The 19932-nt window shown below is 32.7% G+C and carries 19 protein-coding genes and 1 tRNA gene; 10 read left to right on the forward strand and 10 right to left on the reverse strand.

The genetic code is table 11. The annotated features are described in order from the left end of the window. The first annotated feature begins 49 nt into the window (after positions 1-49). The 8 genes from pyrH (at position 50) to E9099_RS04770 (ending at position 9706) form a co-directional block, all read left to right on the forward strand. Positions 50-757 carry a UMP kinase gene (gene pyrH, locus E9099_RS04735; RefSeq protein ID WP_136582556.1) on the forward strand — a complete coding sequence of 236 codons (708 nt, stop codon included), beginning with the start codon at positions 50-52 and terminating at the stop codon, positions 755-757. Positions 758-826: 69 nt separating this feature from the next. Then, positions 827-1384, forward strand: coding sequence for a ribosome recycling factor (gene frr, locus E9099_RS04740; RefSeq protein WP_136582557.1), 558 nt, complete (start codon positions 827-829; stop codon positions 1382-1384). An 88-nt stretch (positions 1385-1472) separates the two neighbouring features. Beyond that, complete coding sequence (locus tag E9099_RS04745; protein WP_136582558.1) at positions 1473-2210, forward strand: TlpA family protein disulfide reductase; 738 nt, start codon at positions 1473-1475, stop codon at positions 2208-2210. Beyond that, a complete protein-coding gene (locus tag E9099_RS04750) occupies positions 2197-3489 on the forward strand; it encodes a DUF5686 family protein (protein WP_240788952.1) in 1293 nt (430 codons plus the stop codon). Before E9099_RS04745 ends, E9099_RS04750 begins: the two co-directional genes overlap by 14 nt. A 63-nt stretch (positions 3490-3552) precedes the next feature. Further along, entirely contained in the window at positions 3553-5964 is a 2412-nt protein-coding gene (locus E9099_RS04755; RefSeq protein ID WP_136582559.1) for an efflux RND transporter permease subunit, read from the forward strand. Between the two features lie 36 nt (positions 5965-6000). Beyond that, positions 6001-7431 (forward strand): asparagine--tRNA ligase, encoded by a 1431-nt coding sequence (asnS, locus tag E9099_RS04760; RefSeq protein ID WP_136582560.1) that lies wholly within the window; start codon positions 6001-6003, stop codon positions 7429-7431. Positions 7432-7569: 138 nt separating this feature from the next. Further along, entirely contained in the window at positions 7570-9030 is a 1461-nt protein-coding gene (gene rpoN / locus E9099_RS04765) for an RNA polymerase factor sigma-54 (RefSeq protein ID WP_136582561.1), read from the forward strand. Positions 9031-9100: 70 nt separating this feature from the next. Next, positions 9101-9706 carry a hypothetical protein gene (locus tag E9099_RS04770; RefSeq protein ID WP_136582562.1) on the forward strand — a complete coding sequence of 202 codons (606 nt, stop codon included), beginning with the start codon at positions 9101-9103 and terminating at the stop codon, positions 9704-9706. Here E9099_RS04770 and E9099_RS04775 read toward each other — a convergent pair. The 10 genes from E9099_RS04775 to E9099_RS04820 all read right to left on the reverse strand — a co-directional run bounded on the left by E9099_RS04775 (position 9701) and on the right by E9099_RS04820 (position 16523). Continuing rightward, positions 9701-10342, reverse strand: coding sequence for a porin family protein (locus tag E9099_RS04775; protein ID WP_240788953.1), 642 nt, complete (start codon positions 10340-10342; stop codon positions 9701-9703). The genes E9099_RS04770 and E9099_RS04775 overlap by 6 nt on opposite strands. Before the next feature lie 216 nt (positions 10343-10558). Next, entirely contained in the window at positions 10559-11029 is a 471-nt protein-coding gene (locus E9099_RS04780; RefSeq protein ID WP_136582564.1) for an ExbD/TolR family protein, read from the reverse strand. Between the two features lie 11 nt (positions 11030-11040). After that, the gene (locus tag E9099_RS04785; RefSeq protein WP_136582565.1) at positions 11041-11649 is read right to left on the reverse strand and encodes an ExbD/TolR family protein; all 609 of its coding nucleotides are present in this window, start codon (positions 11647-11649) and stop codon (positions 11041-11043) included. A 2-nt stretch (positions 11650-11651) separates the two neighbouring features. Beyond that, complete coding sequence (locus tag E9099_RS04790; protein ID WP_136582566.1) at positions 11652-12092, reverse strand: hypothetical protein; 441 nt, start codon at positions 12090-12092, stop codon at positions 11652-11654. A gap of 34 nt (positions 12093-12126) precedes the next feature. Continuing rightward, complete coding sequence (locus E9099_RS04795) at positions 12127-12909, reverse strand: MotA/TolQ/ExbB proton channel family protein (protein WP_136582567.1); 783 nt, start codon at positions 12907-12909, stop codon at positions 12127-12129. Positions 12910-13117: 208 nt separating this feature from the next. After that, positions 13118-13205: transfer RNA gene (locus E9099_RS04800), tRNA-Ser, on the reverse strand. Between the two features lie 71 nt (positions 13206-13276). Next, positions 13277-14308, reverse strand: coding sequence for an asparaginase (locus E9099_RS04805; RefSeq protein ID WP_136582568.1), 1032 nt, complete (start codon positions 14306-14308; stop codon positions 13277-13279). Between the two features lie 25 nt (positions 14309-14333). Then, positions 14334-15101, reverse strand: coding sequence for a TatD family hydrolase (locus E9099_RS04810; protein ID WP_136582569.1), 768 nt, complete (start codon positions 15099-15101; stop codon positions 14334-14336). Positions 15102-15181: 80 nt separating this feature from the next. After that, positions 15182-15937: a tetratricopeptide repeat protein gene (locus E9099_RS04815; protein ID WP_136582570.1), complete on the reverse strand. Its 756-nt coding sequence runs from the start codon at positions 15935-15937 to the stop codon at positions 15182-15184. A 4-nt stretch (positions 15938-15941) separates the two neighbouring features. Further along, the gene (locus E9099_RS04820; protein ID WP_136582571.1) at positions 15942-16523 is read right to left on the reverse strand and encodes an RNA polymerase sigma factor; all 582 of its coding nucleotides are present in this window, start codon (positions 16521-16523) and stop codon (positions 15942-15944) included. Between the two features lie 190 nt (positions 16524-16713). On the opposite strand from E9099_RS04820, the gene E9099_RS04825 reads away from it, so the two are divergent. Further along, on the forward strand, positions 16714-17751 hold the full coding sequence (locus E9099_RS04825) for a hypothetical protein (protein ID WP_136582572.1): 1038 nt from the start codon (positions 16714-16716) through the stop codon (positions 17749-17751). A gap of 169 nt (positions 17752-17920) precedes the next feature. Continuing rightward, positions 17921-19879, forward strand: a complete 1959-nt coding sequence (locus E9099_RS04830; RefSeq protein WP_136582573.1) for a PKD domain-containing protein — start codon at positions 17921-17923, stop codon at positions 19877-19879. Positions 19880-19932: the final 53 nt, after the last annotated feature.

Here is a 19932-nt window from a genome sequence, read left to right on the forward strand (position 1 = left end):
AACTATTTTTCCTATCTGTATAGGAATCCTTCAATCGTTAGATTAGACTATGAAATATAAAAGAATACTCCTAAAATTATCAGGTGAAGCCTTAATGGGAAATCGTCAATATGGTATAGATCCAGAACGTCTATCTGAATACGCTCAAGAAATTAAAGCAGTTACAGAAAAAGGTGTAGAAGTAGCTATAGTTATTGGTGGAGGAAATATTTTTAGAGGAGTTGCTGGAGCCATGAATGGTATGGATCGCGTACAAGGTGACCATATGGGAATGTTAGCCACTGTTATTAACGGTTTAGCCTTACAACAAGCATTAGAAGATGCCGATATAAAAACAAGACTGCAAACAGCTATAAAAATCAACGAGGTAGCAGAGCCATTTATACGCAGAAAAGCGATGAGCCATCTACGTAAAGGTCGTGTTGTTATTTTTGGTGGAGGAACAGGAAACCCTTACTTTACAACCGACTCCGCAGCAGTTTTAAGAGCTATTGAAATTGAAGCAGACGTTATTTTAAAAGGAACACGCGTAGATGGTATCTACAATGTTGATCCAGAAAAAGACAGCGAAGCTATAAAATTTGATCACATTACTTTTGACGATGTTTTACGTAAAGGATTAAAGGTTATGGACACAACAGCATTTACACTGAGTCAAGAAAATGACTTACCTATTATTGTATTTGACATGAATACAAAAGGGAACTTAATGAAGGTTGTTACAGGAGAAAAAATAGGAACACAAGTAAGTTTATAAATAGATTATTATATTACGTTTAAAATTGGCTCGCTTTTTGAAAGTCATTCAATATTAAATTACATTACCATGAACGAAGACATTACATTTATAATAGACACGACCAAAGAAGCAATGGAAAAAGCCATTAAGCATCTTGAAAAACAATTTGTAAATATTAGAGCCGGAAAAGCTAGCCCTGCAATGTTAGGGAGCGTAATGGTGGACTATTATGGATCACAGACACCACTTAGTCAAGTCGCAAACGTCAACACTCCAGATGGTCGTACAATTACCGTACAACCGTGGGAAAAAAATATGTTACAAGCTATAGAAAAAGCAATTATGATTGCTAATCTTGGTTTTAACCCTATGAATAATGGAGACATTCTAATAATTAGTGTACCACCATTAACAGAAGAGCGTAGACGTGAACTTGCAAAACAAGCCAAAGTTGAAGCCGAAGATGCTAAAATTGGTATTAGAAATGCACGTAAAGAAGCAAATAACGACATTAAAAAAACGGAGGATGCCTCTGAAGATCTTCAAAAAAATGCAGAAGCAGACGTTCAAGTATTAACAGACAAATATGTTAAAAAAATTGAAGAAACCTTAGCTTCTAAAGAAACTGAGATAATGACTGTATAATTCTTAAAGCGACTTTTAAGTCGCTTTTTTACATTTTACAACTTATACCACAATTTCACGTTCTAGTATTTAAGTTAAAATCTCAATTATGAAATTTTTAAAATCTATTGGTTTTGTTTTTGCTTTTTTTTGCTTGGGTCTACTACATGCTCAGGACTATAAGTTTATTCCAAACAACCAGCATGTATTGACCGATGAAGACGTTAAAACTATGGAGTTGGTAATTACTCCTGATGTTTTACTTTTTAACGACAAAGGAAAACGACTTCCTATCTCTCAAGTTCAACTAATGACAAACTCGGATTATACACCGTTGTTTTATGTCGATGATAAACAAAGACTCAAATCAATAGTCTTTAAACGCAATGCATTAAAAAACAATACAGTTGCAATAAACCCCGAATCTGAATTTATAAAAGGAGAAAAAGCTTTAGATTTTTTCATTACAGATTTACAAGGGAACACTTTTAAATTATCAGATCTTAAAGGTCAAGTCGTAGTGCTAAACTTTTGGTTTACAAAATGCGCACCTTGTGTTATGGAAATGCCAGAATTAAATGAGTTAACCGACATTTTTAAAGATAAAAAAGTAAAATTTTTAGCACTCACGTTTAATAAAAAAGAAATAGTAGAACAGTTTTTAGACAACACAGTATTCAACTTTACCATTGCTGCAAATGCAAATGATGTTATCACCACTTATGGCGTACAAAGTTACCCTACGTCGATCGTAATTAATAAAAAAGGAGAAATTGTTGCTAAAGAGATCGGTTACAGAACAAATATTAAATCTGTACTTACAACAGTAATAAATGCACAACTCTAAACATATTAAATTTAATTACTACCTGCTCATTGTAATTCTTTTTTGCTTTGGGACTTTGCATGCGCAAAACTCTGATCCAGATACCACATTAAAGGCAAACGATTCAACAAAATCAGGAGACCTTTTAAAACAAATTGGTAATGGTTTTTTCCCAACTAAGCTATGGAACTTTGACTTACGCTATTTAATTAAGTATAATCAATATGAAGGTTTCAGAACTGGCTTAGGCGGTATTACCAATGATGAGTTTTCTGAAAAATATAGAATTGACTCCTATTTAGTCTATGGCTTCAGGGATGATAGCTTCAAATACAAAATAGGTGGCGGATTTAGAGTAAATAAAGACACTAAAACTTGGATTAACTTATCCTACATTGATGATTTAAAAGAAACAGGAAGTTCAGCCTTCTTAACTGATAGCCGTTCGTTTTCTTTTTTTGAACCCCGATTACTTAATATTAGTTTATTCCACAAACATATCACATCTGCCATTTCAATTGAACACGAAATAACACCCAATTTATATTCAAAATCAGAAATTGCCATTAGTAATATAAGACCGACTTACGACTACAACTTTCTTTTAGATGGAAAGAATTATAGTGCATTTGAAACAACTACGGCTAAAGTATCGCTACAATGGGATCCCTTTAAAACTTTTGAAACATCTGAAGCAGGCGTAAAAACCGCTATTGATGGCTACCCAAAATTCACCTTGCAATACACTAAAAGTTTTAAAGATCTTTTAAATGCTGATTTTAATTTTTCCAAATTAGATTTTAGAACTATTCATAAAATAAAACATAATAAGCATTCTTATACTATCGGAACTTTATCCGCGGGTATAACTCATGGAAATGCACCTTTAACCCATTTATATCACGCCTATCCAAACAACATTACTAAAGAAACGATCTTACAGCGCTTTTCTGTAGCCGGAATCAATAGTTTTGAAACCATGTACTTCAACGAGTTTTTCTCCGATAGATTTTCTACCCTCGTTTTAAAACATTACGTAAAGCCTTTTGCAATTGCAAAACATTTTAACCCGCAATTAGTACTTGTATCTCGTTATGCCATTGGTAATATGAATAACATTGATAGACACCAAAATGTAGACTTTGGAACTTTAAAACATGGTTATACAGAAAGTGGATTTGAGATTAATAAATTACTTTTAGGTTTTGGTTTAAGTGCTACTTATAGATATGGTGCATATCATTTACCTAGAGAAGAAGATAATATCGCTCTAAAATTCACTTTTAATATTACATTATAAAACCAAATTTATTTAAGTAAATACAATGGTTTTATATACCTTTGTTCCGTTTTTTAAAGTATTATGTTTAAACTATTTTCTGCAAATTTCTGGGACATTGTAGCAAGACTAATTTTGCGCAATAAGATAGCTATTCTTATAGGTATCGTTATAATTACCGTACTATTTAGTACGCAATGGAAGTATATGCGTTTTACGTATACCGAAGCTAACCTGCTACCGGACGACCACGACGTAAACATTACTTACAATGACTTTTTAAAAGTATTTGGAGAAGAAGGTAATTTAGTTGTTCTTGGTGTTAAAGACACAACCCTTTTTACAGTCGAAAAATTAAATGCGTGGAACGCACTTTCTGACAGTTTTAGAAATGCTCCAGAAGTTGAAACTGTAATTTCAATTAAAGACCTACAAAAATTAGTCAAAGATCAAGTTCACGAAAAGTTTACGCTTGAACCTTTTATAAAAGATTCTGTGTCGTCTATCGCGGAAATTGAAAAACTTCAAGACCAATTATTCAATCAGTATCCCTTTTACGACAACTTCTTATTTAATAAAGAAACAAAAACAGTTCGTTCAGCCATTTATTTAAAGAAGGATATTGTAAACACCCCTGCTAGGAAGGACTTTGTAATAGATAATCTAATAAAAAAAATAGATGCTTTTGAGAAAAAAGAAGGTCTAGATGTTAGAATATCGGGGATGCCTTATATAAGAACCCTTAATGCAAAAAATATAGTTGACGAGATTAATCTTTTTGTAATTGCAGCACTACTAGTAACCTCATTTATATTCTTCTTATTTTTTAGATCTTTTAGAGCAACTTTCATCTCTCTAATAGTCGTATGTATTGGTGTTATGTGGACCTTAGGTATACTTGGTATGCTTGGATATGAAATCACTGTACTAACAGCTTTAATACCACCATTAATAATTGTAATTGGAATACCTAATTGTATATTTCTGATAAATAAATATCAACATGAGGTTAAATCTCATGGTAATAAAGTAAAAAGTTTACAGCGTGTAATTACAAAAGTAGGTAATGCCACATTAATGACAAATGTTACCACTGCTTCAGGTTTTGGTACTTTTATCTTAACCGAGAGTACCTTACTTAAAGAGTTTGGTGTTGTTGCCTCATTAAGTATAATAGCTATTTTCATACTATGCTTGCTAATAATACCAATACTCTACAGCTTCTTACCCTACCCTAAAGAGCGCCACTTAGAGCACCTAAACAAACGTTGGATTGGTGGTTTTGTCGATTGGATGGTACGAATGGTAAAAGAAAAGCGAATTGCGATTTATATAACCTCTCTGGTTTTACTAGTCGTTTGTTTGATTGGTATTTTCCAAATAAAAATTTCTGGAAGTCTAATTGAAGACATGCCCAAAAAGGCACAATTTTTTAAAGATATCCGCTTTTTTGAAGAAGAGTTTGATGGTATTATGCCATTAGAAATTATGATTGACACTAAACGTAAGCAAGGTGTTATGAAGTTGGCGACTTTAAAACGAATGGAAAAAATTGAAGAGTTTATAAATGAGACTCCTGAATTTTCAAAAGCAATTTCAGTTGTTGGATTAGTCAAATATTCCAAGCAAGCGTACTATAATGGAAATCCAAAATATTACCAACTACCAACAAGCATGGAAAATAATTTCATTTTATCCTATGCTAAAAACTCATCATCCGACACGGATTTACTAAAAAACTTTGTGGATAGCACTGGCCAGTATGCTAGAATTACAACATTCATGAAAGACATTGGTACGGACAAAATGGAACGTATCCAAGAAAATCTGCAAGACAAAATAGACAACGTATTTCCTGAAAAGCAGTACAATGTAACCATGACTGGTAAAGCATTGGTTTTTCAAAAAGGAACTAAATATCTAGTCAAAAACTTAGCCATATCACTATCTCTAGCCGTTATATTAATCTCTCTATTCATGGCTTACATGTTTAGATCGTTTAGGATGATTGTTGTATCATTAATCCCCAATTTATTACCACTAGTAGTAACAGCAGGATTAATGGGATATATTGGTGTACCAATAAAACCCTCAACAATATTAGTCTTTAGTATAGCATTTGGTATATCTGTAGATGATACGATTCATTTTTTAGCAAAATACAGACAAGAGCTACAAGCCAATAATTGGAAGATAAAAAAATCTGTTTATGGAGCGTTACGCGAAACAGGAGTTAGTATGTTTTATACCTCAATAGTACTCTTCTTTGGTTTCTCAGTATTTATAATTTCTAGTTTTGGAGGTACCGTAGCACTTGGTGCTTTAGTATCAGTAACATTATTATTTGCTATGTTATCTAACTTACTACTATTACCATCGTTATTATTATCATTAGAACGAAGTATTGCTAATAAGCAAGTCTTAAAAGAACCAACAATTAATATTATACCAAGGGAAGACGATGATGAAAAGACATCTGTTTCCGAAGAAAAATAAAAAAGAACACTCTATTTTTAATTAAATTTTTTAAAAATGAAATCACATACAGTCGCTACTTTACTTAAAGAGACAAAATTACAAGAAATACAAATAAAAGGTTGGGTACGTACCTTTAGAGCTAATAGATTTATTGCTTTAAATGATGGTTCAACATTACATAACATCCAATGTGTAGTCGATTTTGAAAACACAGACGAGAACTTACTAAAACGCATCACAACTGGTGCTGCCGTGTCAATCACAGGAGAATTAGTAGAAAGTCAAGGTAAAGGTCAAACAGTAGAAGTTACCGTTACTAAAATTGAAATTTTAGGAGATTCTGATCCAGAAACTTATCCAATTCAACCCAAAAAACACAGTTTTGAATTTTTAAGAGAAAATGCGCATCTACGCACAAGAACAAGTACGTTTAGTGCTGTTATGCGTTTACGTTCTGCATTATCTTTTGCTGTACATAAGTACTTTAATGATAACGGTTTCTACTATATGCACACCCCAATTATTACAGGGAGTGATGCAGAAGGAGCAGGAGAAATGTTTCGTGTAAGCACATTAGATCAAAAAAACCCTCCTTTAACAGAAGATGGTAATATAGACCAAACCAAAAACTTTTTCGGAAAAGACACTAACCTTACTGTTTCTGGTCAATTAGAAGCAGAAACTTATGCGATGTCTTTAGGTAAAGTCTATACTTTTGGACCAACTTTTAGAGCAGAAAACTCTAATACCACACGTCATTTGTCAGAATTCTGGATGATTGAGCCAGAAGTTGCTTTCATGGATCTTGCTGGAAATATGGACTTAGCAGAAGACTTTATGAAATCTGTGATTAGTTACATTTTAGAACATAATGCGGACGACTTAGAGTTTTTAGACAAACGTCTTTTGGATGATGAAAAAACAAAGCCGCAAGCAGAACGTAGTGAATTGTCATTAATTGAAAAATTAAAGTTCGTTACTGAAAACAATTTCAAACGCGTAAGTTATACTGAAGCTATAGATATACTTAGAAATTCTAAGCCTAACAAGAAAAAGAAATTCAATTATATCATTGAAGAATGGGGTGCCGATTTACAATCAGAACACGAGCGCTTTTTAGTAGAAAAACATTTTAAGTGCCCAGTAATATTATTTGATTATCCGGCAAATATAAAAGCATTTTACATGCGTTTAAACGAAGACGGTAAAACCGTTAGAGCAATGGATATCTTATTTCCTGGTATTGGAGAAATTGTTGGAGGATCACAACGTGAAGAACGTCTTGATGTTTTAAAAGAAAAAATGGCAGTCTTAGATATTTCTGAGGAAGAATTATGGTGGTACTTGGACTTACGTAAATATGGTACAGCTGTTCACTCTGGTTTTGGTCTTGGTTTTGAACGCTTAGTTATGTTTGCAACAGGAATGGGAAATATTAGAGATGTAATACCTTACCCAAGAACACCGCAAAACGCAGAATTTTAAAACATAGAATAACTTTTAAACTCTTAATAAATGATTTTAGAATAAATAGAGTTTATTAACATTCAAATTTATATATTAAAACAATCTACTAAAATGTAGATTGTTTTTTTTATTTTTATCCTAATTCTAAAATAAATCATGCTTAAACAATATTTACAGTTTAAATTATCGCAGAAGTTGTCGCCACAACAAATTCAATTAATGAAATTGATACAGTTGCCGACACAAGCATTTGAACAACGTTTAAAGCAAGAGTTAGAAGAAAATCCTGCATTAGACACAGGGAAAGAAGAAATTGTTGATGACTTCGACAATGACTTAGATAACACTAAAGACGATTTTGACGATAACGACATCATTGATGCGGGAGATATTAACGTCGATGATTACTTAAGTGATGACGAAATCCCGGAATATAGAACAAACACGAATAACTATAGTGCAGATGATGAGGACAAAACCATGCCTTATGCTGCCGGTACTTCTTTTACGCAACATTTAGTCAATCAATTAAACACCTATCGTTTGTCTGATGACGAACGTGATATTGCTGAATTTTTAGTCGGTAGCGTTGACGAGAGTGGCTACATACGTAGAGAACTAACTGATATTGTAGATGACCTTGCCTTTACCCAGAGTGTCTATACTGATGAAGAAAAGGTCTCTAGAGTCCTTAAAATTGTGCATCAATTAGATCCAGCAGGTGTTGGTGCTAGAAACTTACAAGAGTGTTTAAGTATCCAATTACATAGAAAAGAAAAGTCACCAGATATCCAATTGGCAATGGATATTATCGATAAAGCATTTGATCAGTTTACTAAAAAGCATTATAAAAAATTAATGCAAAAATTTGATATAACTGAAGAACAGCTTAAAGATGCGATTCATGAAGTGGAACGTCTTAACCCAAAACCAGGAGGTTCATACGCTGGAAACAATAGAATCGTGGAACACGTTGTTCCTGATTTTGCCATAAAAATAGTGGATGGCCAATTAGAATTAACTCTTAATGGTCGTAATGCTCCAGAACTACACGTTTCTAGAGAGTATAATAATATGCTTAAAGGCTATAAAGAGAGTAAAGACAAGTCTAAATCTCAAAAAGATGCTGTGATGTTTATCAAGCAAAAACTAGATGCCGCAAAATGGTTTATAGACGCTATTAAACAGCGTCAGCAAACTTTATTTGTCACAATGAGCTCTATTATGAATTACCAGAAAGAATTCTTCTTAACCGGCGATGAGCGTAATTTAAGACCAATGATTCTTAAAGATATTGCTGACGAAATTGAAATGGATGTTTCTACAGTTTCTAGAGTTGCTAATAGTAAATATGTAGATACGCCTTACGGTACTAAATTAATCAAAGAATTCTTCTCAGAATCTATGACTAATGATCAAGGTGAAGAAGTCTCTACACGCGAAATCAAAAAAATTCTAGAAACAGTAATTGAAGAAGAAAGTAAAAAGAAACCTTTAACAGATGCTGCTTTAGCCAAAATACTAAAAGAAAAAGGATACCCTATTGCCCGTCGTACCGTCGCTAAATATAGAGAACAATTAGATATACCTGTTGCTAGATTGCGTAAAAAAATATAATTGATTAGCTTTAAAACATTCCCATCAATATCTACGTTTTCTTATCAAACTTTACCAATATCTATTTAAAATGAAATGGCTAATTAAAACTATATCGGTTGTCTTTCATCCTATTATCATGCCTTTATTGGCAATTCACTTTTACTTTAAGAAATCACCCCGATTTATTCCTGAAGACCTTGTATACGCAAAATTAATATCGCTATTTATACTATCTGTTGTACTTCCTATTATGGTGTACTTTTTATTAAAAACCTTAGGTAAAACAGAATCTATACATTTAAAGACAACTAAAGAACGTATTTTACCTTTATTGGTAAATTGCGCCATAATAATACTAATACTATATCGCGTTTTCCCTGAGAATCAAATACCAGAATTATACTTCTTTTTTATAGGCATACTACTATCTAGTGTAACCTGTTTAATATTAGCTATACTAAAATTCAAAGCCAGTATTCACTTAATAGCAACCGGGGGTGTTTTTATGTTTTTTATAGCATTTGCCATTCATTTTAGCATAAATATTAATGGAAGCTTAGCCCTATTTGCTATAATTACTGGTGCTGTCGCCACCTCAAGATTATATTTAGAAGCACATAGCGTTAAAGAGCTATTGGCAGGATTACTAATTGGCATAATACCACAACTCATTGTATTACAATATTGGTTATAAAATATAAAACATTAAACCAACTTTAATTGCGCTTATGTTTAGGGATTCTCCATTTATTTGAGCAGTATCAAACATATCATTTAAACCATAGTACAGATAGAAATTCCACGTATTATAACCTGCACTAAAGGTCAAGCCATATTGTATCTTAGTAAAAGCACCTGTATTTCTTACTTTAAAACTCTCAGGATCCCCTATGTATTTGGTTCCGTTAGCAAATACATAACCAACCTTAAGTCCCGTATAAATGCGCCAAAAGCTATATTCACTCGGTGTTGATGTTCTCCATCTATATTGGATTGGCATTTCTACAACGTAGGTATAAAATTTATTCTTAGAATAATCGGTATCCTCATTCAACACTGAAAATGTAGTTTCGCTAGCACCTTCACTAATTAACAGGTTATCATTATAGGCATTAAACGATAAACCTAAACCTACACCAATTGCTTTATTTCTATTGTCATTAATTGGCATATCTCGGATAACTCCAAAATGCAACCCGCTTGAAAACGCATTTTGAGAGACACCACTTGGCTTATTACTTAGTAAATTATACGTTATACCCAAATAGAACTGATCCTCTCTATATAGAGAATCTACCACCATCTGTTTAGCCGAGTTGTCCTGAGCCATAAGCATTGGTGTACAAAATAAAACTGAAAAAAAAACTAGTATATATTTCATCCGTTAAAAGTAGTATTTATTATTGATCAGATGTTTCACTAAAAAAGAACTGGTCCATAACACTCCCAATTTAATTAATTTGTTGCGCAAAAAAATAAAGGTATAAAAAACAAAAGGTGTTTTGATAAATCAAAACACCTTTTGTAATAAAATTAAGAGTAATCTTTATTTAAGTCCACTACCCTTTTTAGTAGTATAGTTAATTTTCAATTGTCCTACTTTACGTAATTGTTGCTCAATATCTGATATAAGACCCATGTTAGTTTCTTTATCAACTTTAAGAGCTGCAATTAATTGTGGTATTTCAGCTTCACGCTTAGAAGCACGTTCTGCCGCGACAAAAGCTGCAATTTCCTTCAAATCAGCAAACTTATCGTTTAACTGAATCTTAGGATCTTCACCCATATTTTTATATTGATCACTAGGTTTTCCAGCGTATATAAACATGATTAAATTTTTCTGACCTAGCTTTTCAGTTTCGGCTGCAGAAGGTAAATTATTTTTAATTTTCAAACTGCTGTCTCTCATTACGGTTGCTACCATAAAAAAGAATAATAGCATGAATACAATATCAGGTAATGATGCTGTAGAAATAGCTGGCAATTCTTTGCTGCCTTCTTTTTTAAATTTTGACATAGTTTAATAAATTATTTTGGTTCTGCCTTAGAGATAATTCTAGGATACTTACCCTTTATATCATCTATTTTAGCTTTTAACTTTTCACTTTTAAATTGAGGAGATTTTGAATCATCATAAGTTAATTCCATTTCTTTAAAAGAACGATTGTATAGCTTTTGGGCTAGACGCTCTCTTAATTCTGAATAAGCACTTACCAACTGATCGTAAACCACTATAAAAGTATTATAATCTGTAGCTCTTGAATGTGTTATTGAAACAATTGCTTTAGAAGGATGATCTGAAGACTCCGGATCTTTAGCTCCATTACAATAATCACATTTAGTCCCCCCAGTTCCTTCAGCCGCACCATTATCAATAAACTTGATAGCTGCAGCTTTAAGGTCTTTAATTTTCATTATTTCCTCCTCAACCAACATTTGGTTATCCTTATTTAACTCAACAGTAAAAATGTTTTTCTGTTTTATTTTAACTTCGGGTGGTGGAACATCTGGTGGTAGTTTTGAACTAATACCAGAATCTACTTCAATAGTTGTTGTAACTAAGAAGAATATTAATAATAAGAAGGCAATGTCAGCCATAGAGCCTGCATTAACTTCTGGTGCTGATCTTTTTGCCATAATTATTTAATTAATTTTTTAATACCTGAGAATAACATCGTTCCAATAGCTACTGCTCCTAAAATATAAAATGCTATTAATCCAGCACCTACCATTTTAGATTCGCCTTCTGAAGCTACTAATCCGTTATATTTATAAACGCCATCTCCTCCAGATACTACATAAGCTATAACTAATATAGCTACGAAAGCACCCACACCTATTAACGTGTTTTTAAGAGATTTCCCTCCTGTAAAGATATTTTTGATAACAAAAAAGACTACAAATATTAAAACTAAAGCCAATATAGCGTAAGCTACATATGACATATAATCAACTAAAGCAGTATCTCCGCTTGCTGCCGCCATCTCTATACCTTCATCTCCTTTAGAAATAATACCTACTAAAATACCAATCCCAGCTAAACTCAATACTAAAGCAACTATTTTTAAAATCTTGTGCATATTCTTTAATTTTTAAAGTTAGTAATTGAGTAAATTATTTCTTGTACTTAGATAAGATATCCATTAAGTTAATAGAAGAATCTTCCATATCGTTAACAATACTATCAATCTTAGCGATAATATAATTATAAAAAATTTGTAATATAATTGCTACAATAAGTCCAAATACAGTAGTTAATAAGGCTACTTTAATACCCCCTGCTACTAAAGATGGTTGCATATCTCCTGCTGCTTCAATTTTATCAAAAGCTTGGATCATACCAATTACAGTTCCCATGAACCCTAACATTGGTGCTAATGCGATAAATAAAGAAATCCAAGATACGTTTTTCTCTAATTGTCCCATTTGTACTCCACCGTAAGCTACAACAGCTTTTTCAGCATCATCTAAATCACCTTCCGCTCTGTCTAAACCTTGGTAAAAGATAGAGGCAACTGGTCCTTTTGTGTTACGACAAACTTCTTTAGCAGCTTCTAAACCACCAGATTGAAGAGCATCTTCAACATCTTGAGTTAACTTTTTAGAGTTAGTTGTAGATAAGTTTAAAAAGATAATTCTCTCAATAGCAATTGCTAAACCTAGAATTAAACATAATAATACAATACCCATAAAACCTGGTCCACCTTCAATAAAACGTTTTTTAAGTTCTTGGTGAAACGTTAAGTCTTCGCCCTCTGCAGTTGCAGCATCAGCATTTGAATCTTCTTGTGTAAGTACTACAGTAGTTGCAGTCGTCATTGCTGCGTTAGTAGTTGCATTTGCAGTTCCGAATGCCATGATACACGCTATGGCTAGGATAGAAAAAAATCTTTTCATTTTGTTGTTCTTAATTTTATTAGTTAAAGTGTTAAAGATATAAAAAAATTGTAATTAAAAATAAAAATAACTAAAAGAGCTGAAGTAAAACCATAAAGTTTTGCCTTTTTACTCTTAAAAGCTAACAAAAAATCTAAAACTTAAGATGTTCGTTAATTATAGTTTATAACACTAATTAAATAAACATCTATCCATTTCAAACCTCTTGCAGAGAGAAAGGGATTCGAACCCTCGATACGCTATTAACGCATACACGCTTTCCAAGCGTGCGCCTTAAGCCACTCGGCCACCTCTCTGTAAATAACACTAATTACAATGGGGCAAATAACAAAAAAATATCTTAAACTTAAAATTTTAAGGGTTAATTTTAAGACATTTCTCCTCTTAAAGCCGTTTCATATATGGTTTTGAATAAGTTAGCCGAAATATTTTCTCCTAATAAATACATCAATTTACACAAAGCAGCCTCCGTTGTGATGTCTTTTCCGGAAATCAAGCCTATTCTTTTAAGCTTTTCGCTAGTTTCATACTGTCCCATTAAGACACTTCCACCAGAACATTGCGTTACATTAACAATAGGAATCCCTTTTTGCACCGTCTTTTTTAGTAATTCTAAAAACCAATCTTCGGTACTACAATTTCCGGCACCATAAGTTTCTAAAACAATACCTTTTAATCCTTCTGTATTAAAAACAGCTTCCAAAACTTGTTTTGTAATACCTGGAAATAACTTAACTAAAGCAATGTTTGCATTCAAGTTTTTATGAACTGTCAGTTTTTTTCTAGGGTTAGGCTTAAATAAAATCTCATGATTCACCTTTAAATGCACACCACTTTCTGCTAAATCTGGGTAATTTAAACTTGCAAAAGCCTCAAAATGTTCTGCATTTATCTTTGTAGTACGATTAGCCCGGTACAAATTATATTCAAAATACAAACCAACTTCCTTTATAACTGGTTTATTATAATGTTGCAAAGATGCTATTTGTATTGAAGTAATTAAATTTTCTTTGGCATCTGTGCGCAAATCTCCAATAGGCAATTGTGATCCTGTAAAAATCACAGGTTTGGCTAAATGCTCTAACATAAAACTTAAAGCAGATGCAGTATAACTCATAGTATCACTACCATGAAGTACAACAAAACCATCAAACACCTCGTAATTAGTCTCGATAACTTCCGCTATCTGCACCCAATACTCTGGATTCATATTACTAGAATCTATGGGCACTTCAAAAGAATACGTTTCGATAGTACATTCTAACAATTTTAACTCTGGAATACGATCTAACAAGTTTTCAAAGTCAAAAGCACGTAAAGTCCCTGTTTCCGGATCCTTTATCATACCTATAGTTCCTCCTGTATATATAAGGAGTATATTCGGGATCATTTTAGTCATATTATATATAGTACTTTGCTTTGAGTTAAATCCCAAACACCTTTTTTGAATTCTCTGTAGTAATATCCGCAATTTCCTGCTCTGGCAGGTCGTAAATCTCAGACAATTTTTCTACAACCTTTAATATATAGCTACTTTCATTTCGTTTACCTCTATAAGGTTTTGGTGCTAAATAAGGGGAATCTGTTTCTAAAACGATGTGTTTTAAATCTATTTCATTTAAAAACTGATCAATCTTTCCATTTTTAAAAGTAGCCACGCCACCAATACCTAGTTTCATATTATACGAAATGGCCTGATGCGCTTGTTCCAAAGTACCAGAAAAACAATGAAAAATTCCGTATAAATCGTCAGCTTTCTCTTCTTCTAAAATTTCAAAAATCTCATCAAAAGCTTCCCGACAGTGTATTACTATGGGTAATTTATATTCTTTTGCTAATTTAATTTGTTGTCTAAAGGCGTCCTGCTGTATTGCCAACGTGCTTTTATCCCAATATAAATCAATACCAATCTCCCCTACTGCATAAAACTTATGAGTAGTCAGCATATCTACGACATGCTCTAATTCTTCTTTGTAATTTTCCTTAACATGCGTAGGATGCAAACCCATCATTAAAAAAACATGGTCAGGATAATCCTTTTCCAATTGTAACATACTTGCAGTATAAGTACTATCTATTGCAGGAATAAACAATCTAGAAACCCCCGCGTCCAATGTCCGTTGCATCACTTCGGCTCTATCCTCATCAAAAGCTTCACTATATAAATGTGTGTGTGTATCTGTAATTACCATGTTGCAAAAATAAAAAAGCCATCATGGTTATGATGACTTTTAGATAAGTATTTTACATCCTTTATATAAGGACTTATTTATTATTTAAGTTTATTTAATAATTGTAAGGCTTGACTATAATCATCAGCATCTTCTGGTATCGTTTTTAAAACCGAGATACACGCTTCATTTTCATCTTGTTTTAACTTACTTAATGCCAAATACCATTTAGCTCTGTTACTATAAGCAGAACTTCCTTTTGATATTGAAATTAATATGGTTTCCGCTTTAGCGAAATTATTTAACTCTATATTAGTAATCGCATAGTAAAAATTATACTCGATATTTTCCGGATCGCTTACCAATAATTCTTCTAAATATACATTAGCTTTTTCATATTCTTTATCGTTGAATGCTTTAGTTGTCTTAATTAGCAAACCAACATTACCTTCTGCTCCTCTTACTGTAAAATCTACAGTCTCATGTGTATTAAAATCCGAATAATTGGCACCCTCAGAAAATTGGTTATACACAAAAAACCCCATTAACAAAGCTATACTTGCTGCTACTGCATATTTATAGAAACTAAATGTCTTCTTAGACGATGTAACTTCCGACTTTACATCTTCTTTGTTAAAATATTGAAATGAGATATTATCTAAATTAGCCTTAAAATCTGCTGTTTTACTTTCATTTCCAATTTCATATTCCAAATTTTCAGAAAACTCTTTGTAGACTACAAATGTTTTGCGGAATGAAAGATCAGAATTTAGTCTAGCCTCAAAAGCAATATGTTCCTCTTTGCTTAAATTGTCTGATAAATAGTTTTCAAAAAGGATGTAATCTTGTTCTTGCATAACACTAATGATTAAGTTGATTAAATGTTGGCGACTCTTGAACTAACTTGGTTAATTGCCCAATACACAGTGATTTTTTCTTTCTAGCGTAAGCGTAACTTACATTAAGGCTTTTGGCTACTTCGTCCATCGATTTAATTTTAAATGTAGCCTTTAGCAAATCTTTACAGGCATCGCCAAGTTTTTGAAACATCTCATTAAACAAAGCTTGTTTACCTTCAAATACAGAAGTTTCAAAAGACAATTCTTGTGCGTCGTCATCCTTAGATAACACCTCTTCATTAATTGTTACCTCCTTTTTATTATTTTTTTTCAAATAGTTTAACCACTTACGTTTACATAGTAAAAAAAAGTAAGCATCAAAAGGACATGTTAACTGTAACTTTTTTTGACTCCCTTGATTATAAATAGTTATAATGGTTTCTTGTATAATGTCTTGTGCACTATCCACATCACCACTATTTTGCTTTATATAATTAATCACTTTAGGTGCAAACTTATCATATATAGCTTGTATAATAAAGGAGTTGTTGGCTACTAATCCATCAACATACTTCTGGTCTTCGTGTATTTTTTTTGCACTCATAAACCCTTTTGTTTCCAACGAATGTAAAAAAACTAAATAAAATAAGGGTAACAAATTTTAAATGGTTTTGATATAAGGGTGTTACAGTCAAAATTAGACAACACAAAAAACAGCAATAAACAAAATAAAACAGCGTAACAAAAATAACGCTCTGTTTATCTAAAAATATAAACCAATTAAAACATAAATCATGAAAAATTATTCAGCTTTAACCACCCCTTTAAACCATAAATACGGTTTAAATAAATCTATAAAAACAATTTTAGGATCGCTTTTTATGACCGCTTTATTAATGACCAGTTGCGATCCAAAAGATGACAATGAAGACATAACTTCCAATTCTGAAATTGAAGTTGCTACTGCCCAAGAATATAAAAACATCAAAGAACTGGCATTAGCAAACCATACGCAAAATTTTAATTTTAATGCCGAAGATGGCAATGTCATGTTTACCACCACAAACGGATCACAAATAAACATAAACGGAAATTGCTTAACATTAAATGGAAATGCTGTAACCGGTCAAGTGGATTTAGAATATGTAGAACTTTTTGATAAAGGCAGTATGTTAACAACCAACAAACCAACTATGGGCTTGTTACCAAATGGTGATAAGAGTCTATTAATTTCAGGAGGTGAATTTTTTATTGAAGCGACACAAAATGGAGTCCTTTTAGACACTAATTGTTCACTACACGTAACCATACCAACAAGTTTAACAGGTGGAGATGATTTAGATATGACACTTTGGGAAGGAATAATAGATGAAAATGAGAATCTGACATGGGAAGAAAACATCGATCCCGCAGGTCAAAATGGAGTCTTTATTGATGGCACATTATATAATGTATTTTTTGCCTCCTTTGGATGGAACAATGTAGACCGCTTCTATTCGGATCCAAGACCAAAAACAACAATACAAGTAAGTGTCCCAGAAGGCTATGACAACTTAAATTCAAATGTATATTTATCTTATGACGGCGAAAATACTGGATTAGCCAATTTGGATGAGTATGACCCCGCTACAGGTTTATTTACGGAACATTACGGACAACTACCAATTGGACTAGAATGTCAAATGATATTTGCTACAGCGCATAATGACAACTGGAGATACGCTATTAAAAGTGTCACAATAACTGAAAATCAAATTTACACCTTTGAGTATAGCGAAACGATAGTAGCAACAGAAGCAGAATTAACACTTCTTATAAATGGTTTACCATAACAAAAAAAACAATTAAATTTAAAAAGCTAGAAATTAACCTTTCTGGCTTTTTTCCATTTTAAATTATGGGACAAAATATGTCATTCATTTACCAAAACTACCCTCTTATCGGTTGGAAAGCTAATATCAATAATATTATCACTAAATTTAATCTCTAAACCAAACCGTAATGAAAACTATAATCGCTATATTTTTTACCATAAGTATTACACCCCTTTCTTTTGGGCAAGATACACAAACAGACACCACAACACGTATTGCGACAATCACCTATAAAACAATTGGCAACCAAGTACAATTTACACCCAACACCCCAGAATTAAACCAAATCGCAGGTGCACCAAAAGCATTTTACACCAATTATTGGGAGTTTGGAGATGGTACTTATAGTAAAGAAAATAACCCAACAAAAGCTTATAAAAAAGCAGGTGATTACCAGGTTAGACTTTGGGCGACTAATAACTACGAAACTGGAAAACCGCCGACAACAAGACCCAAAAAAATCCGCATAGATAATGTAGACAACGCTCTTAACGAGCAAGCTTCCATGGAAGAAGGTATTGACTTACAACGTAATCGAGAGCCTATTCCCGAAGAAGAAATCGTGGTGATTTTTAAATACAAAAACACTAAAAACTATACAACAAATGGTAAACTATATTTATTTTACAACGAAACGGCTTACAACAACGACAACTTTATACTAACAGATACAAGAACACATCACGGAGAAACCGCACTAGAAAATGACAACTTAGTTTATGTCTCTAAATCTGAGAACAATGCTTTTTACGCTTCCGCTGAAACTAAAAGTTTACGTACTTATCTTAGCCCACAAGATTCTACAGAAAGACAAAACCTACCACTAACACTTGAGGATGCTAAAGCTAATTACAAAAACTCTAGCAAATTAAGCTTTAGTGCAATGCAACCTAACGAAGAGCGCAATGTGTTTTACACCTTAACAACAACACCAGAAATGTTAAAGGATACTAGTGCAATAATTTCTGTTAGAGGTGTCTATGTCCCAGATGATAATTATGACAACCATAATGTAAAAGACATGGAAATGGAAATTGTCACCTCTCATGATCCAAACAAAATGTCTTCCAATGCTACATTTTTAAACTACAGATTGGTTCGTTTCAAAAAACCAAAATTTAAAATTAGATTTCAAAATAACGGAGAAGGCCCTGCAAATACAATTAAACTAGAAACTGATATACCCGATATGTTTGACAAAACCACTATTGAAGTTTTAGACATGTATCCAAAAGTAAAAATATGTCCTAAATATGAAGTCACCTATAGTTGTCTAGACACTACTTACACGAAAAAGCAAGCCATTTTTACATTCAAAAACATATACCTTCCAGGAAGCGAGCAAAAAAATGTAAAAGAATATGATTCCACTAAAGGATTTGTGCAATACAAAATTAAGTTTGGAAAGGATTTTCATAAGAAAAAAACAAAATCACGTACTGCTATCATATTTGACAAAAATGATCCGATAATAACCAACTACTCTACTACCCGATTTTTACCTGGTATTTCTATTGGCGCAAAAGCAGGTTATAATTCATTTTCAGATTTAGACAATTCAAAAAGTTACTTTGTTGGTGCTACAATATCGCCTTACAAATCTTACAAATGGTATTGGCAAGTCGAGTTTTTAAACAGTTTTCATAGTTATGACGGCCAATCCAATTTTACCAATACATTAATTGAAAATACGCCAGTCGGTTTCCCGTATTACGAGCGTAAAACTACTTCAAAAACTTACAACAATGTAGATTGGGAACTTCCCGTTTTAGCTAGATACAACATTAATAACTACATTGGTTTAGGCGCAGGATTACAAGGTATGTTTTCGATTAGCGAAAAAAGTAAGGCAACAGCAACTACTGCTTATTTTGAAGATGAAGCTGGCACGTTTCCAGTACCTAACTTGGATACAACCACAACAAACTCATCAGAATCTTCTGGTTTTACAAACTTCAGAACAGGATTTTTAGTGGAAGCCACAGTCGGTTTTGCAAGAATTGGACCTAGTGTTGGCGCACGTTACGTATTTAACTTTAAAGAAAACTACAACTATATGCAATTGTATGCCATATGGAAATTCTAAGCACTAAGGGGATTTAGAGAATCTATCCTTACGTATTACTCCTATAATTTTAA

Origin of the sequence: Psychroserpens sp. NJDZ02, from assembly GCF_004843725.1 — a bacterium.
In the GTDB taxonomy this organism is placed as follows: Bacteria; Bacteroidota; Bacteroidia; order Flavobacteriales; family Flavobacteriaceae; genus Olleya.

Coding starts and splice junctions, on each gene's coding strand:
- E9099_RS04820 (WP_136582571.1), bottom strand. CDS start 16,523: ATGAGTGCAAAAAAAATACACGAAGACCAGAAGTATGTTGATGGATTA.
- E9099_RS04775 (WP_240788953.1), bottom strand. CDS start 10,342: ATGGCTCAGGACAACTCGGCTAAACAGATGGTGGTAGATTCTCTATAT.
- E9099_RS04830 (WP_136582573.1), top strand. CDS start 17,921: ATGAAAACTATAATCGCTATATTTTTTACCATAAGTATTACACCCCTT.
- asnS (WP_136582560.1), top strand. CDS start 6,001: ATGAAATCACATACAGTCGCTACTTTACTTAAAGAGACAAAATTACAA.
- E9099_RS04825 (WP_136582572.1), top strand. CDS start 16,714: ATGAAAAATTATTCAGCTTTAACCACCCCTTTAAACCATAAATACGGT.
- pyrH (WP_136582556.1), top strand. CDS start 50: ATGAAATATAAAAGAATACTCCTAAAATTATCAGGTGAAGCCTTAATG.
- E9099_RS04795 (WP_136582567.1), bottom strand. CDS start 12,909: ATGAAAAGATTTTTTTCTATCCTAGCCATAGCGTGTATCATGGCATTC.
- E9099_RS04770 (WP_136582562.1), top strand. CDS start 9,101: ATGAAATGGCTAATTAAAACTATATCGGTTGTCTTTCATCCTATTATC.
- rpoN (WP_136582561.1), top strand. CDS start 7,570: ATGCTTAAACAATATTTACAGTTTAAATTATCGCAGAAGTTGTCGCCA.
- E9099_RS04790 (WP_136582566.1), bottom strand. CDS start 12,092: ATGCACAAGATTTTAAAAATAGTTGCTTTAGTATTGAGTTTAGCTGGG.
- E9099_RS04785 (WP_136582565.1), bottom strand. CDS start 11,649: ATGGCAAAAAGATCAGCACCAGAAGTTAATGCAGGCTCTATGGCTGAC.
- E9099_RS04805 (WP_136582568.1), bottom strand. CDS start 14,308: ATGACTAAAATGATCCCGAATATACTCCTTATATATACAGGAGGAACT.
- E9099_RS04755 (WP_136582559.1), top strand. CDS start 3,553: ATGTTTAAACTATTTTCTGCAAATTTCTGGGACATTGTAGCAAGACTA.
- E9099_RS04810 (WP_136582569.1), bottom strand. CDS start 15,101: ATGGTAATTACAGATACACACACACATTTATATAGTGAAGCTTTTGAT.
- E9099_RS04750 (WP_240788952.1), top strand. CDS start 2,197: ATGCACAACTCTAAACATATTAAATTTAATTACTACCTGCTCATTGTA.
- frr (WP_136582557.1), top strand. CDS start 827: ATGAACGAAGACATTACATTTATAATAGACACGACCAAAGAAGCAATG.
- E9099_RS04745 (WP_136582558.1), top strand. CDS start 1,473: ATGAAATTTTTAAAATCTATTGGTTTTGTTTTTGCTTTTTTTTGCTTG.
- E9099_RS04780 (WP_136582564.1), bottom strand. CDS start 11,029: ATGTCAAAATTTAAAAAAGAAGGCAGCAAAGAATTGCCAGCTATTTCT.
- E9099_RS04815 (WP_136582570.1), bottom strand. CDS start 15,937: ATGCAAGAACAAGATTACATCCTTTTTGAAAACTATTTATCAGACAAT.